Below are 16,111 nucleotides of genomic sequence, written 5' to 3' on the forward strand. Positions count from 1 at the left end.
TTAGTTTCATTCATGAAATGGCCCTTTTCCCTATAGAATAGAGGCTTTATCTCATAAATCTGGGGGGAGGCTAAAATCGTAGGAAGATTAAGCGCTTAATTATTTGAAGCCTAATAAAAGTACATATCAACACAAATTCTCTCCCCGTATCCCCTGAGCCTTTCTTTTGCCTATTCCATATAGTCCAGTGTCTGCCCGTTCAGCGTCGCCTTGATTTCTCTCCACATAGGCATAAACTTATCCATTAGTGATACAAAACGTTCATTGTGGTTCTTTTCTACAAGGTGAACAAGTTCATGAATAATAACGTATTCAAGACATTGAGGTGTCTTTTTTGCAAGCTGCAAATTAAGCCATATCTTGCCTGATTGCGTATTACATGTTCCCCAACGAGACGTCATATACTTTGTTTGCCAGCTAGTTGCTTTTAAGCCGGTAGTTTTTTCACATTTGGGCAACAGCGCGTTAATCTCAGCTTTCAACAAACCTCGGTACCATTCACGGATGAAAGTTTCACGCTGAAGCGCAGTACTTTCTTTACGAACTGTTAAAATTGCTTTATCGCCAGATAATACAAGCGAGTTTTTATTACCGTATTCGGTTCTCAAATAGTATTGTTTACCCCAAACATATAGTGTTTCACCAGAAATATATTCACGCGGGGATTGGCGGGGTTGACTATCGAACTTTTCAACCTGTCGCTTAATCCAACTTACTTTCGTACGTACAAAACGCTCTATTGCTTCATCGCTCATCGAAAGAGGAGCGGACACCGTTACATTTCCGTTTGGCGGTTTAACGTAAAGGTGCATATTTTTTATACTCTTTTTACAAACCTCTATTGGTATGCCTGAAATGTTTAGCGCCACTTAGTATTCTCCTTGCTCAACAACAATATTGTAAATTCTTTCAACTTCATCTTTATTATTAAGAATTCTGTATAATGCTTGTTTAATTCTTCGCTCTTTAAATTCATTATGACGGAAATCTACCTGTTTGCTATCTCGAACAGCCTTATCGAGAGCAATTGCCAGGTCTTCATCCTCGCCACAATTATCATAAAAAGCCCGCATAGCACAACTGTGACGAATACTTTCTGGGTAATGCATGTTGTTTTCTGGTTGTTCTGATTTTCTTACCAGATCAACATATTTTTCGAGCATCTTTTCGTAGGCAATAACACCCTCTCGTCTTGCCTTAATTAACTCATCAAGAATAGTAGACATCTTTTCATAATACTTTGGATTGATGAGTATTTTCTCAACTATCTTTTTACGGATATTATTTTCAATTGCTTCAGCAGCAGATTCTTTCCCTTTACCACCAAGTTTTTCACCCTGTGTTACAACAAAATCAAGTAATGTAAAATCATCAAATTCGCCTATTTTCCTGCTGTCTTCTGCTCTTATATATGTGTCAATTAAACGGCGCATATCAGCTTCATAAGACTTAAGGTCAATAAAGTCACCGCTTTTGTTACCGATTGTATCCTTCAATGCAATGTAGAAGCCTACTTTCTTGTCAATAACTGTTTGCTGTGCAGAAGTATAACCAATTTTATCCAAATCGCCTTTAACCTCTGCATAAGCTCGGACAAGGCGGTTAACAAGCTTATACAGTTTTTCACGGCTACGTGAACAAGACTCATCATCAATGCCACCCACCCCATTTTCACCACAAAAATAGTGGATATAATCTATTTCTTCACGAGGAGCAGGGACTCCGTCACACAGGTCATCAAGTTCTTCAAGAGTTTCTTCAAGATATTTTTTTGCCTCACCAAGACGGTCTTTTAATAAACCTTCAATGTCCTCGGCTGCATAACCCTCAAATGCACCAGCAGTATATTTTTTAAGTGCTAATGTTAAATCACCAAAAAGCTGCTTGTAGTCAACAATATAACCAAAATCTTTGGCTTCACCGTCAAGTCGGTTGACACGGCATATTGCTTGAAAAAGTCCGTGATCATGCATTGACTGGTCTATATAAAGATAAGTACACGGCGGAGCATCAAATCCAGTTAGTAATTTATCTACAACGATTAACAGCTTCATTTGGGCAGGTTCTTCAACGAATTTCCGCTTTACCTCAGCTTCAAAATCCCTTGCCTTTTTGCCTCCAAGCATTTTCATGTAAATTTCGTACTTTTCAAATTCTTCTGAATCTTCATCTTCTGTACGAAGATTGCTTTCAAGTGGCACAAATGATGTTATAATAGCACACCGCTTAAAACCACGAAACTGAAAAATCTCGTAATATTTACATGCTGAATAAATCGAATCAGTCACTAGCATTGCATTTCCATTTCCATCTACAAGTCGATTTTTTAAATCAAAATCACTGATAATGTCTTCTGCTATAACCTCCAAGCGTTTACGAGAACTGTATACCTTTTGCATGTTTCCCCACTTAGACTTAAGTTTTGCCTTTGCAGCATCATTAAGCCCCCGTGTTTTAGCTTCAAAATACTCGTCTATTTTAGCTTGCGCAGTAATTATCTGTTCAATATCACGAGCCTCATATCTTAGGTCAAGTACAACACCATCTGCCACAGCTTCATCATATTTATAAGTGTGTATGTACCCAGGCGAAAACACCTCAATACTTGTTTTCTTGTCTTTAACAAGAAGCGGTGTACCTGTAAAACCAATAAATATTGCGCTGGGCAAAATTTCTTTCATTGCTTCGTGTAGCAATCCGCTTTGAGTTCTGTGACATTCATCTACGAAAACAACAAAGTCGCCCTTTGCCTTAAAGTTACTTGGCAAGGCTGCTTTTAAGTCCTTTATGAATTTTTCTACGGATTTTTTCGCTTGTGCTTCGGTGTTTTCGGTGTTTCCCCGCACTCCAAACTTATGTATAAGTGTGCAGATTAATCGCTTATCTGTTTTATCAAGTCTTTCAATAAGATCTGCACATGAACTTGTACGATAAACCTGTTCATCAACACCTTTATAGACTTTTTCCATCTGTTCATCTAATTCGTCACGGTCAGTAACTATTAAAACTCTTGAATTGGGATTATTAGCAAGTATCCACTTAGAGAGCCATACCATCGTAAGTGTTTTACCACTGCCTTGGGTATGCCAAATAATACCTCCTTGTTTCTTACTCAGTTTAACTTGAGCCTTTTTTATACCAAAATACTGGTTATGGCGGCAAACCTTCTTTTGTCCTTTATCAAAAATGACAAAATTGTGGATTATATCTAATAATCTACGCTTTTGGAACATACTAAAAAGCTGCCAGTCCAGCTTATCTGCCAACTTCTCGCATTTTTCCAAAATATCAAGAGATACTTCATCAAGTGGTTGTACAACAGTATTTACAGTATCATTCTTCCATTCAAGATAATATTTCGCTTTTGTTTTAATGGCTGCATAGCGTACTCCTTCGCTATTGTTTCCTGCAATAACAAGCTGATTTGTAGTAAAAAATGACTGATTAAAATGCTCGTTTTGGTTTGACTCATTTTGAAGAATACCGTTCACTACCGATACACAAGACTTTTTGAGTTCAATCACAGCAATAGCAATACCATTAATATAAACAACAAGGTCGGGACGGCGTTCACTTCTATCCTTTATGGTCACTTCCTCGGCAATAGCAAATTCGTTGTTGTGAGAATGTTTCCAGTCAATGAAATACACTGTATTTTCAGATTCTTCGGGGTTCTCTTTCACCTTTGCGCCGTATTTAAGCAGTGAATAAACTTCTTGATTAGCTTTGTATAAGCCTTGTTGCAAGTTCCCTGCTGCACGAACAAGGATATCAACAGCTTTTATGGACAGACTTTCGCTATATCCTCGGCTTAGAAGGAAAGCAATCAGCTTGTCCGTTATGATGTTTGTGTTTATTTGGCTGCGTAAATTTCCGTAATATTTGTAGTCCAGTAATGACTTGTTACTAAACAATTTAATAACACGCTCTTGGGTAACACGTTCGGCTTCGTTAATCTTTGCCACTTGGTGAGTCCTCCTTTAATCTTATTCTTCCTGTCAAAAGTTCGCTCATCATGCCTTGTTTGATGTTTTTAAGTTTCGTTAGCTTTACGGCAAGTGTATCTATTTCTGCATCCATGTCTGAGAGGATTTTAGCTATAGCAGTTTGTTCATCTTTTGTTGCTGGCATCAATATTGCGTATTCCTCAAACTGTTCTCTCGATAAGTAACTAATTGTTGTGCCAGAAGATAAAGTGTTCAAACGTTGCTCTTCTCTACACATAACATAAAACAAACACTCAACATCAACATTTTCATTTGGAACAAGTCCGATAAATGTTTGATTAGTAACTAATTCGTGTTTAATTATGGCACACCTTCCCAAATATGCACTACAAGAAACAATAAGCGTATTAACAGGATATACTTTCAAGTTCATATCTTTTATTGTATCCATTGAAACACCTTGATTGGATTTTGACCTATAAAGATATTTACCGTTAAAATCTTCTATTCTGCACCACGGAATGTTTCCATCTAAATTTTGGGGTTTATCACGCATAGGTACAATAAAGTTACTAATGTAGTAGTTTAGTGGCTTCTCAACCCACTCACCGCAAAGCCCCCGCAACCTCCGCTTGCCGGTAAGCAGTTCTTGCATTGTACCCTGCTTTAAGTCACGTTTTTTTGCTATTAGCTTTTCAAAGGTCACAATGTAGCTATCCATGTCAGATAATGCTTCAGCTATACGGTGTTGTTCAGGAATGGGAGGCAATGGGATTTCCATATCAGCAATCATTGCTCTGCGAACAGAATCGACCGATGACTTTGCAGTGTATTTTGCAACCTCATCAAAAAAATATCGTGAAAAATAATAGTAAAAGTATTTCCCATCAATCCCGTTAAATTGCGACATGATATAAACCCGTTGATGTGCATTAAATTTTCCATTGATATAGTGAAAAACCTTTCCAGTTCCCACTCCATCACCAGCGGTTATTACAGCTTCACAATCGTAGGCGTACTCATCAATTTGTTCAACTTCTTGAGAGCGAACAAAAAAAGGATAATTCCCTCCGTCAACACGGTCTTCTGTATTTTTGCTCCCTGTTTCAATACGCATTAATGTTTCAAGCCTTTTATTTTCCCACTCTACCATTTAAACCCCATCCTTTCCAGATGAGTTTTTACCTTAACCTCATAATCATTCACTTTCTCCTCAAGCTGTGGCAGGGTGTCCTCATAACGCTCCACCAATTCTGTGATGCGTTCGGTTATGCGGTGACATACCGATGTATAAAGTGCAAAAATGCCCTTAACCAATGAGCGATACCACTTTCGTTCAAGCAATAATTCCATACACTGGTCATCTGTCAGTTTCGGGTACTGCTCACGAGTCTTTTTATCAAGTGCAGACTTTAATTCCTTGAGTAGTTTATTTTTTTCGTCAATAAGTGCAACTTTTTCGGAAATATCTAAAAGTATTGCTGTATCTTCGTCATCTATGCTTTTTCGTGCTTTTAGTTCCTTTTTAAGTTTATCCTTTGATAAAGCGCCTTTATCGGAAAGTACCTCGTTAATAACTGAATCATCCTCTGCGTTTTCTATAATTTCATCAAGCTCAGCCTGAGCAGCAGAAATAACCGCGTCGGTGTCATCAATAACCTTTTGTTCAGCAGAAAAGAACATTTCTATGATAAGGCTTTTAGGCACGAGCTTACCTTCCCAGCCAGTCTCAGTTGTTTTGATTTCCTCTGTACCGTCCTTTTTCTTTTTGTTTGTGGTTTTTGTAAATATTTCAATATCTCGAATACTCTTATATCCATCCTCTACAAGCATATAAACATCGTCGGACATAACATCATTCCAATATGAAAGCAATACTTCATAGGCATCATATTTGTCAACAAGTGTAATATGCTCGTATTCGCTAAGTATTACCTGCGCTATTTCAGCAATCATAAGTTTAGGTTTTACTGTACTGTCGATAGTACGAAGTCTACCGTCAACACTGTTTTTCCAGTTTTCAAATGCTCTTTCTACTTTATCTGCATATGCTGAAAAGTCCGTATCGGAATAAACCGTGTCACGGATTGTGTCTTTTTCTACAGCAAGGGAATAAAAGCCATCTCGAAGTGGCATAAATAAAGCACTCTGCAACTTAGGGAACGCATGCCAGTAAGTCGAAAGGCTTTCAACATCAACACTTGGTATGCCACCTTTTAAGTGGCCTTCAATATTTTGCAAATCCTCAGCCGTTCCACCATCTATGTAACGTGAAATATTCAGGTTATAAGCATTTTTAACTTTAATTTCTTCATTAAATACAAAACGAGCATATTTGTGGTCGGTTGTTATACGTTCATTGAAAGTAGTAACAATCTTGTAAATATCGCGCTCACGCAAGCGGTTTTTGTTGCCATCTTTAATGAAATCACGGCTGGCATCTATCATAAAAATGCCGTCACGCTCGTCTGCATTTTCTTTGTCAATAATGATAATACAAGCCGCAATGCCCGTTCCATAAAACAAGTTAGAAGGTAATCCAATAATGCCTTTTATATATCCTTTATCAATTAATGTTGTACGAATTGTCGCCTCTGCATTACCACGAAACAACACACCATGCGGCAAAATTACAGCTGCTTTACCGTTTCGTTTGAGGGATTTAATAATGTGCATAAGCCATGCAAAATCACCATTTTTTTGTGGTGGACGATCACCATAACCATCAAAACGTCCGTACTCTTTAAGCCCGTGTATCCAGTTTTTATCGGAAAACGGAGGATTAACAACGGCAAAATCAAATTGACGCAAAACACTCTCGTCTTTTGGATTTTTAAATTGAGGGTCAGAAAAGGTACTATATCCGCCTTTAATTTCTGCGGTTGCGTGATTGTGTAAAACAAGATTCATTCGAGCAAGACCGGCAGTTGTTACATCCTTTTCCTGTCCCCATATAGCGACATTAACATGAGCAGCCTCTGCTGCTCGGATAAGTAGAGAACCAGAGCCGCAAGCTGGATCATATAAAGTAACGCTATCTGTTGCTTGTTCAATCCCTACAACTTTCGCAAGTATGCGTGAAACCTCGGCAGGCGTATAGAATTGACCCTTGCTTTTGCCACTTTCTGTGGCGAAATTTCGCATAAGGTATTCATACGCATCGCCAATTATATCATCACCATCTGCACGGTTTTTGCTGAAGTCCGGCATTTGATCACGGAAAATACCGAGCAGTTCACTTAGCTTATCAACCATTTCTTTACCCTTGCCAAGTTTATCTTCATCATTAAAATGAGCATTATCAATAACTCCACGAAGGTTATTTGCCTCCGCAAGTTTGGCAATAATTTTATCCATTCCTTCGCCGATATTTTTTGTTCCAATCAGCGCAAGCATATCTTCAAAACTACCGCCTTCCGGCACATCGATATCACCATATGCAACGCCTTTAAACTTGTCAGAAACATATTTCACAAATAAGAGTGTTAATATATAATCCTTATACTGGGAGCTGTCCATACCTCCACGAAGGCTGTCACAACTTGCCCAAAGGCTACTGTATAATTCGCTTTTTTTAACCGCCATATTTTTCCCCCTTGGATTTTCGATTTATTTATTCCCTAATATAACCTTATCTGCCCCATTCATCAACCTCAGAATTTTCAAGCTTGTATTTCTTGCCCGCACGGTAAACGGCAGTTTTAACGACTTTATTGAACTCGGTTCTTAAACCCCTGGTACATAACCCTAATTAAGCCCGAAAGCGTCTCCGGCTAAGACAAGCCTTGGCTTGTGCACTTCCAAAACGAGCGTTAAGAACGTACCACCACAGAGAACATGATATGCATCGTTAATCATCGTGTTTACTTATATAAACCCATTTATCTAATTTGCTCAATTTACTGTACTTACAATTGAGCACCTCTCAATGAACTACAAAGTAAGTCCCTAGAGAACGATCTCTTAGGACTTTTCAATGACACAAATTGTGTCATTTCACATAAATGTGTACTAATTCATTTTAACACAGGCCCGAATTTTTTCAATCTATGGAGGTTATTATCATGAAAAATAAAAACTGCTACACCCCAATCGATAGTGTGAAGGTCGAGATGTTTTTACGTGATACCGAGGATATTTTTATGAACAAACTCCTCCCTGAGAAATTGTTCTGAGCACTTGGGAACTTGATATCGATAGCCATCGTATATGTGAATTCATTAAACATGGCAAAGCGGAGTGTGAGATTGCGATGGAACCCAACAACTCACTAAGGATATTCTCACCATATGGAGTATTACATAAATATTGAATAAAAGTAAAAGCTTTCGAAGTTTAAATAACCTCGTAAGCTTTTATTTCGCGCATTTGTTCATTTACGCGTAAAAGTCCGCCCCCCCTAAGCTTTAAGACCGCAAAAAAGTGTGTCCATGGAAACATGAAACACACTTTGAAATATCGCAAAAAACCGCTAAACCTCACTATTCAAGCCTTTTCCGCTCTATCAACGCAACCGCCTCAACATGCCCCGTCCACGGAAACATATCAACCGGCTGCACTTCCTTCACCTCAAACCCATGCTCCGTCAGGTACTTCAGGTCCCTTGCCAGCGTGGACGGGTTACAGCTTACGTAAACAATCCGCTGTGGCTGCATTTCCACCAAAGTATTAAGCAGCACCTCGTCACAGCCTTTCCTTGGTGGGTCTACAACCACCACATCCGCTTTTACTCCCTGTGCATACAGCTCAGGGATAACCTTTTCTGCCTCACCCACCAGGAATTCCACATTAGAGACACCATTGATTTCAGCATTTCTTTTAGCATCACTGATAGCATCAGCAACGACCTCCGCCCCTACAACACGCTTAGCCTTCGTTGATAGGAAAAGCGAAATAGTTCCTATACCGCAATACAGGTCAAAAATCGTTTCATTCCCGGAAAGACCAGCATATTCAAGAGCCTTTTCATACAACACTTCTGTTTGAATTGGATTTACCTGAAAGAAAGACAAAGGTGAAATCTCAAATCTGAAGTTTCCTATATAGTCAGTTATGTACTTCTGACCGTAAATACATATATTTTTATCCCCAAGAATAATATTTGTGCTTCTGGTATTTACATTTAAAATAATACTCTTGATATCAGGAAATTCTTCGAGCAGCTTTTTAACAAGTTCATCCGATTTTATCAGTTTATCACCGTTAATAACCAGCACCACCATAATTTCACCGGTTTTAAAGCCCTTTCTCACCATTACGTGGCGAAGAAGTCCCTTGCCGGTTTTCTCATCATAAATCGCTATGCCCGTAGCCTTGCAAAAATTTCTTACAACGTCCCTTATTTCATTGCTCTCATCCGGTTGTATTTCGCACAAGTTGCTGTCAATAATATTGTGAGACCTTGACTCATAGAAGCCAATTCTGATTTCACCATTATTAGAACCAACCGGGTATTGAACCTTATTCCTATACTTATATGGGTTTTCCATTCCAATAGTGTTATTTACTGTAACATCCTGAAGGCCGCCAATTCTTCTGATATTTTGTAGAACAGTATCTTTTTTAAAATCCAACTGTGCCTGATACGTCATGTGCTGAACCGCACAACCTCCGCATTTGTCATAGACAGGACAAAATGGTTTTACTCTGTCCTCAGAAGACTTATTTATTTTAACAAGCCGTCCTACTGCATAACTCTTGGTTTGTTTTACTATTTTAACGTCAACATTTTCTCCCGGAAGAACTCCATCAACAAAAACCACAAATCCCTCAATTTTACCTACACCCTGTCCTTCATGAGTTAAACCTGTTATATCGATTTTAAATGTTTTATTTTGTAAAAATATCTTTTGAGAAGGCTGTTTCATTGGTCAACCACCGTTTCCTTAATTTATAACCAATATAATACCATATTTGCCCGGATTGATAAACCTGGGTAGAACCTACAAAAAACAAAATCTTTGGCATGGTAAATATTAGTACTTATTAACCACGCCAAAGTTTCAGATAATTTTGTCTATCTTGCAATAGTGGATAAACTCATTTTTACTGTCTTTTGTAATCCAACAGGATATTACGAAGCTTACTGGCATGCATTCCTTCGTCTTCTGCAAAATCCTTGAACACCTGCTTAATCTTTTCATCTTCAATCCTTTTTGAGTACATTTCGTAGTCCCTTACCAACTCCATGGAATTTTCCCATGCTCTCAAAAGTCTGTCATACGTGGTAAGTTCAATTTCATTTTCGTTCATAAAATCTCCTCCGTTACCCAATAGAATCCAAAAGTTTTTTCAAATCAGCAAAGCACTTGCATTGCTCTGCAAAAGGTACTGTATTCAGCCCGCTTGTACTGTAGCAAACAAAATCCAAGGTAGTTTCCAGTATATTTGCGGATTGAAGGCCGGGCAAAACATTAATTCCTGATGCAGATACCTTCAAAATACTAGAAGCATATGCACGATACACTCCGATTCCCACATAACAGGCAATTCGAGGTTTAAAACTATCCAAAAGCCTGTAAAGGTTTGCCGAACCTTCAATAGCTTCATCAGTGCCAATTTCATTGGCAACTTTAGACGGTCTGTCAACAATATTTGTGGAGCCATATCCAAGTTCAAGTATTTTCCTGTCATCCTCCGGCTCGAATCTGGAAGGTGTCAGACCTGATTCATACAAAAATCTCCAGAATCTGTTGCTTTTATGAGAATAGTGGTGCCTGTTTCTGGCAGAAAGCAAGCCCGGATTATAACCTATAAAAACAACTTTAAGTCCCGGCGCAAGGATGTCCGGCAGCGGCTTTTCATTATAAAAATTATCCATAGTATTCCTCCAAAAGGTAAAAACTACGGAGTGCTTTTCTTTATATTTAGCATTTTGTAGTTTTTTTATGTAAATATTGATAGAATAAAACTTTTTATCAAGGCAAATCTATAAAATTGTAAACAAACTTTATATATGGAGGTTATTTTTAATTGGTATTAATTATAGTTTCTCTAATAGTTTCAGCAATTAGTGCAGTATTGGCAATTTTAATTATATTACTGTTTATTATACCGTTAAAGACTGATTTCGTACTGGATACGGATAATTCAATATTACAAGCAACAGCTTTATGGCTTCATCCGTTCATAATGGCACGGATTACATTAGAAAATAGCAACCCGATTTTAAACATTCATGTTTTTGGGAAGCATGTATTAAAAAGGACATTAAAGAAAAAATCTGGTAAAGGCCACAGTATGGATTATCTGAGAGCTATAGAACCTGAAGATATAAAGGTCAGTACACATTACGGTTTTAGTAATCCCTTTGATACAGGTATTACTTGCGGAGCTGTAAATATGGTTTCGCAATTAATCAATATAAGTACTTTTGAAAACGAACCGGACTTTCTTGCAGATAAAGATTACGTATATTTAAATGCTTCAGCCAAAATGTACATGGGTCCGGCTATTATGAAAATATTTAAAATACGAAGACTTTACAGGAGGGACTTACAATGGATACAAACATGAATCAGAATGTAACTGCTTTATTTTCAAACCTTGAAGACTTTACTCAGAATGAAGGCTTAATAGGAAAGCCGGTTACACATGGGGATAAAACCTTTATTCCTGTAGTCTCAGTAACTCTTGGCTATGGAACAGGTAATACGGCTAGCAAAAACCACGGCACCAGTACAAAAGAACAAGCAGGCGGCACTACCTCCGGTATGGCCAACAACATGGCAGGAGGCGCTTTGGGACTGGGAGCAAAACTTTGTACAGATGCAGTAATAATCGTAGACAAGGACAACGTTTCAATGCTTCAGGTTGGCCCTACCGCTACAAGCCAACTTATGGATAAAATACCTCAGATAATCTCAGGTATGGGTTCCATGGGGAAACAGCAGCAACAAGGTCAACAGCAGCAGGGACAACAATCCCAAAGCAGTCAAAGTCAGCAATAATTTTAGACCAATATTTTACTGAATATGTACTGAATAAACGTGTAACACTATTATAGCAAGTAATATCTTTTAACATGAAAGGACAATATACCATGGATAAAGTAGAAAACAGACAAGGTTTTGGCCTAGGACATCTCATATTGCGTATAGTAATCGGAGCTGTCATTCTGGCAATCACAGCATTTTTAACACCAGGTTTTTCGATTTCATCATGGTTTTCATTATTGCTTGCAGCAGTAGTATTGGCAGTACTGGACTGGGCAGTAAACAAGATAACAGGTGTAAATGCAACTCCTTTCGGCCGTGGAATTTCCGGCTTCATATTGGCAGCCGTTATCATTTATGTTATCAAGTTTATAGTACCTGGATATAATATCTCACTCCTTGCTGCTGTTATTGCTGCACTGGTATATGGTGTAGTCGATGCAATTATTCCAGGACGTGGTATGTAGATACCATAGAGGAATACCTGCAAAAATGACGTTTAGGAGCGGCTTTTTTTAAAGGCCGCTCCTAATAAAAAAAAATCCCTCTCACAAGGGAAAGATAAGATTATTATTGAATCAGTATGCCGTTATATAAATTATTCCATATTATATACTGTTTATACCTTTATTTTCCATACATTTCCTATACCTTAACACTTTCAGAAATCTTGAAAAGGTCTGTAGATGCATCTTGTAGCTGCATAGAGATTTCATCCAAATCGCTAAGAGTTTTTGCTTGTATCTGAATAATAGAGTCAAAATCTTTATATTCCGTGGAATTGTCTGAAACTCCACATGCAATTTTGTCTACAGCGTCAACAAACTCTCTGGCTGTCTGATAATGAGTATATGCTTTGTCAGCAGATGCCTTAACGGTATCTGAAACATTACTAATAGATTGAATTATTTCTCCAATACCTTTCTTGACTTCATTTATTCTGGCTGCCCCATCTTCAACTCCCAACAAACCTGAATTCATCTTGTTAACAGCAGTGTTAATACTTGACTGTATTTCTTTTATCTGCTCCTTTATTTCAGCTGCTGAACTATTGCTTAAGTTGGAGAGCTTTCTTATTTCATCCGCAACAACCGCAAAACCCTTTCCCTGCTCTCCTGCCCTATTGGCTTCAATTGCAGCATTCAATGCCAGCAGGTTTGTCTGAGAAGCAATTTGAGTAATGGTATTGGTAATCTCTCCAATTCTTCCTGATGAGGATTCAAGATTTCCAATGGATGTTGCAATGGACCGAACAGTTTCATTAACAGAGCTTATAAACATTTCTGCCTCTTCAACCGTCTTTTCCTTCAACTTGGCTGTTTCCACCGCCCTGACACTATCCCCTACTGCCTTTTGTGCCTGTTCGGTTACGGTTTTTACACCGGAAATTATGCTTTCGGTATCCAGTACAAACCCTTCCCTGTCAGCAGCCTTTGTTGCAGAAATTTTCTCCATAGTTGTCCTGTTTTGATCAACAAGAGACTTAACTCTCTGCTTTAAAGTGCTTATTTCACTGCCAGTATCCTTAAACTGTTCAACCATTTTCTGTTGTCCGTCAATCACATTGTTGACCTGCTTGCCCAATTTACCTATATCATTGGAAGCAGCAATTTCAGCCCTTACGGTTAAGTCTCCCTTTTCAACCTTTGAAAGAATATTTGACAGATAGTGAATAGGCTTAACAATTCTGTTGGATAAAAGCAATGCAATCAACATACCGATAATAATAGAAATCAGCGTAATAATAATGATTATCCAGAATATGGCATGCTTAATTTTCTCAGAAGACTTTATATCATCAGAAAAATAATTGTTAAAAGAAACTCTTAGCTTATCTAAATTATCAAGAAAAGATTTATTGAGTTCAGACATACTTTTATATCCGTCTGAAATACCACCATTCTCAAGAATTGCAGCTCTCTTAAATATCTCTTGTGCAGTACTGTCTATGGAATTATTCAAGGTATTAAGCCTTTTAATTTTTTCTGAAGCAAGACCGTTTTTCAAAAGGTCTGCCAATTTTATTTCAATATCCGCTTTGTTCTTTTTAAACTCAGAGGATGAATCTTTACTGCCCGACGCAGAATATAACAAAATTGCATTGTTTCTGTTTATTAATACAGCTGTGTCCAAAATCTCATTATAGATATGTAAATCTCCCGCAACTTTCTTCATATTCCAGACCCTGTCAAAGCCTTGGGTTGACCTTGTATTTTCCAGAATATTCTGGCCGGCGGCGGCCACCGCTGCAATTCTTTGTTCAAGGTCTTCTATTTTTGCATTATAATCATTGTCCTGAACGTTTGAAACATCACTTCCTGTTGTGTTGAAATAAGTCAGAATATCAGCTAATAGCTTTTTTATCTCCGTAAACTGATTATCAATATAACCGGAATCCGAATCTACCAGCCCGATTATTCTGTTCAACTCCGTAATATCATCCGTAAGCCTTACGGACCTGTCCTCAATTGGCTTCGCCGTTGTCTTTTGCAGCTCATTTACAATGTTTTGCATTTCATCAAAATTATCCTGAACACCCTTTAAGAAATCCTCAATGCCTTTGTTTTCAAAGGTTTTGACATTAGGACTGATTTTATCATTATATAAACTTATATATTCTTTGTTAATACTGTCCAGTTTCTCAACAGTCTTTTTGTCCTCAGCGCTTATTTTAGCGCTCTTCAAAGTATTTAATGCTGCATCCATCTTGTTTCCTATGTCTGCAAAAGCTTGACTGTCATCACTAAGAGAATTTACAATATCGGTTAAAACCTGCTGTCTTTGAGCAGACAACCCGTTGAGTTCCTGTACCGAATCCTGATTTGACTTATTAGCTTCTATATTATTAACAGAATTAATTACTTTTCTATATCCAAAAAAAGAAATCGCAGATGAAATTAGCGAGATTGCAATAACAATGCAAAATGCTCCGATAATTGTGCTTTTAATATTTTTCATATATGACAACCTCCTACTTTTCAATGCAAAATAGCCGAATATAAAATAGTTCTACATTTTAGCAATAAAATCCTTTAATTCAACTACCTTTTTCGCCACTTTTTTCTTGGCTTAGAGATAGATATATTTCAAAAGCGTATCTTCATGCCATATATGTAGTAGCGAGAGGTTATTTTCATAAGAAATTTGGAAATAATCCTAGTACATATATTAGTAGAATGGTGGTTCAAATGAGAAAATTTTTTAAACCCACATGGTGTTTGGTAATTATACTACTTCTTATATTGCCGGTAATTTACTTACTTAATGCCAAATCTGCCCGTTTGGAGAAAACCAACAATGTTTTGGGCGAGCAGGTCCGGAATATGTCCAAAACACTGGCACAACAAAATAAAGTGCAAGAAGCGAACAAGGAATTAATAAGGATTCTCCAATCCGACCAGACCAACTTTAAAACAAGACTTGAAGAATTTGCAAAAACGTATACTAAGATATCAGGCAGCTATGTAAAAAAATCCAGCAGAGGTACCTCCGTTGAAAGTGCAAATCACACGATAAAAGATATAATAAAACTTAACAACCTTGTAAAAAATATGAATATGGCTTTTAACAGCAATAACGCCCTGACGTTGGAACTTGAAAAATCAAACAATGAGCTTGAGGAATTTATTGATGCACTGCCTTCTTTCATTCCGGCAAAGGGTAGAATTACATCCCCCTTCGGGATGAGAAACCATCCAATTACACACATCAGAACTGTTCACAAGGGCGTAGATATTGATGCGGAAACAGGTGACCCGATAATGGCAGCGGCTTCGGGAAAGGTAATATACTCCGGCCTCTCCGGCGGCTACGGAAAACATGTTATAATTGACCACGGTAACGGTTTTAAAACAATATACGGTCATTCATCAAAACTACTTGTCAAAGCCGGTCAAATTGTCAAAAAGGGCCAGAAAATAGCACTGGTAGGCAGTACAGGCAGAAGTACCGGACCTCATCTGCATTTTGAAATAAGAATAGCCGATACCGCAGTAGATCCGGTCAAATATGTTGAATTCAAACCCTCACCACAATAGCACTGCAAAGCTAATTCGGGAAATATTGTAATTATTACTTTAAATTTTACCAATATCCTTATAAAAGGGAAATTCCTATTAAACCGGGGACGTCTATATACATGGTAAAGCCAAGCCATTAGTATAGTTTCGTCCCTTTGCTTTGGGCATTTTCTTAACATTTAAATAATATGTACTAAAAATCGTTTTATGA

12 protein-coding genes are annotated in these 16,111 nt (G+C 37.8%); 4 read left to right on the top strand and 8 right to left on the bottom strand.

The annotated features are described in order from the left end of the window. Positions 1-170: 170 nt before the first annotated feature. From L323_RS38895 to L323_RS38925, 7 genes are all read right to left on the bottom strand, one after another. Positions 171-869, bottom strand: coding sequence for a M48 family metallopeptidase (locus tag L323_RS38895; RefSeq protein WP_020817095.1), 699 nt, complete (start codon positions 867-869; stop codon positions 171-173). Next, a complete protein-coding gene (locus L323_RS38900; RefSeq protein ID WP_020817096.1) occupies positions 870-3,965 on the bottom strand; it encodes a type I restriction endonuclease subunit R in 3,096 nt (1,031 codons plus the stop codon). Further along, positions 3,952-5,100 carry a restriction endonuclease subunit S gene (locus L323_RS38905; RefSeq protein ID WP_020817097.1) on the bottom strand — a complete coding sequence of 383 codons (1,149 nt, stop codon included), beginning with the start codon at positions 5,098-5,100 and terminating at the stop codon, positions 3,952-3,954. Before L323_RS38905 ends, L323_RS38900 begins: the two co-directional genes overlap by 14 nt. Beyond that, positions 5,094-7,532, bottom strand: a complete 2,439-nt coding sequence (locus L323_RS38910) for a type I restriction-modification system subunit M (protein WP_020817098.1) — start codon at positions 7,530-7,532, stop codon at positions 5,094-5,096. The genes L323_RS38905 and L323_RS38910 overlap by 7 nt, the downstream gene beginning before the upstream one ends. Before the next feature lie 896 nt (positions 7,533-8,428). Next, complete coding sequence (gene rlmD, locus L323_RS38915; RefSeq protein ID WP_020817100.1) at positions 8,429-9,814, bottom strand: 23S rRNA (uracil(1939)-C(5))-methyltransferase RlmD; 1,386 nt, start codon at positions 9,812-9,814, stop codon at positions 8,429-8,431. Positions 9,815-9,992: 178 nt separating this feature from the next. Continuing rightward, on the bottom strand, positions 9,993-10,199 hold the full coding sequence (locus L323_RS38920; RefSeq protein ID WP_014315097.1) for a ferritin family protein: 207 nt from the start codon (positions 10,197-10,199) through the stop codon (positions 9,993-9,995). Between the two features lie 13 nt (positions 10,200-10,212). Then, positions 10,213-10,767: a mismatch-specific DNA-glycosylase gene (locus L323_RS38925; RefSeq protein WP_020817101.1), complete on the bottom strand. Its 555-nt coding sequence runs from the start codon at positions 10,765-10,767 to the stop codon at positions 10,213-10,215. A 152-nt stretch (positions 10,768-10,919) separates the two neighbouring features. Between L323_RS38925 and L323_RS38930 the strand changes: the two genes are divergently transcribed. The 3 genes from L323_RS38930 (at position 10,920) to L323_RS38940 (ending at position 12,348) form a co-directional block, all read left to right on the top strand. Continuing rightward, complete coding sequence (locus L323_RS38930; protein ID WP_020817102.1) at positions 10,920-11,462, top strand: hypothetical protein; 543 nt, start codon at positions 10,920-10,922, stop codon at positions 11,460-11,462. After that, positions 11,447-11,896 carry a GerW family sporulation protein gene (locus L323_RS38935; protein WP_020817103.1) on the top strand — a complete coding sequence of 150 codons (450 nt, stop codon included), beginning with the start codon at positions 11,447-11,449 and terminating at the stop codon, positions 11,894-11,896. Before L323_RS38930 ends, L323_RS38935 begins: the two co-directional genes overlap by 16 nt. Before the next feature lie 92 nt (positions 11,897-11,988). After that, complete coding sequence (locus tag L323_RS38940) at positions 11,989-12,348, top strand: phage holin family protein (RefSeq protein WP_020817104.1); 360 nt, start codon at positions 11,989-11,991, stop codon at positions 12,346-12,348. A gap of 178 nt (positions 12,349-12,526) precedes the next feature. Here the strand turns inward: L323_RS38940 and L323_RS38945 are convergent, their stop codons facing one another. Continuing rightward, positions 12,527-14,839, bottom strand: coding sequence for a methyl-accepting chemotaxis protein (locus tag L323_RS38945; protein WP_020817105.1), 2,313 nt, complete (start codon positions 14,837-14,839; stop codon positions 12,527-12,529). Positions 14,840-15,069: 230 nt separating this feature from the next. Between L323_RS38945 and L323_RS38950 the strand changes: the two genes are divergently transcribed. Continuing rightward, positions 15,070-15,918 (top strand): M23 family metallopeptidase, encoded by an 849-nt coding sequence (locus L323_RS38950; protein WP_020817106.1) that lies wholly within the window; start codon positions 15,070-15,072, stop codon positions 15,916-15,918. Positions 15,919-16,111: the final 193 nt, after the last annotated feature.

Source organism: Ruminiclostridium papyrosolvens C7 (assembly GCF_000421965.1).
In the GTDB taxonomy this organism is placed as follows: Bacteria; Bacillota; Clostridia; order Acetivibrionales; family DSM-1351; genus Ruminiclostridium; species Ruminiclostridium papyrosolvens_A.

Excerpts from the sequence above, each read along its gene's own strand:
- rlmD (WP_020817100.1), bottom strand. The coding sequence starts at position 9,814 with ATGAAACAGCCTTCTCAAAAGATATTTTTACAAAATAAAACATTTAAA.
- L323_RS38950 (WP_020817106.1), top strand. The coding sequence starts at position 15,070 with ATGAGAAAATTTTTTAAACCCACATGGTGTTTGGTAATTATACTACTT.
- L323_RS38945 (WP_020817105.1), bottom strand. The coding sequence starts at position 14,839 with ATGAAAAATATTAAAAGCACAATTATCGGAGCATTTTGCATTGTTATT.
- L323_RS38905 (WP_020817097.1), bottom strand. The coding sequence starts at position 5,100 with ATGGTAGAGTGGGAAAATAAAAGGCTTGAAACATTAATGCGTATTGAA.
- L323_RS38910 (WP_020817098.1), bottom strand. The coding sequence starts at position 7,532 with ATGGCGGTTAAAAAAAGCGAATTATACAGTAGCCTTTGGGCAAGTTGT.
- L323_RS38935 (WP_020817103.1), top strand. The coding sequence starts at position 11,447 with ATGGATACAAACATGAATCAGAATGTAACTGCTTTATTTTCAAACCTT.
- L323_RS38920 (WP_014315097.1), bottom strand. The coding sequence starts at position 10,199 with ATGAACGAAAATGAAATTGAACTTACCACGTATGACAGACTTTTGAGA.
- L323_RS38940 (WP_020817104.1), top strand. The coding sequence starts at position 11,989 with ATGGATAAAGTAGAAAACAGACAAGGTTTTGGCCTAGGACATCTCATA.
- L323_RS38925 (WP_020817101.1), bottom strand. The coding sequence starts at position 10,767 with ATGGATAATTTTTATAATGAAAAGCCGCTGCCGGACATCCTTGCGCCG.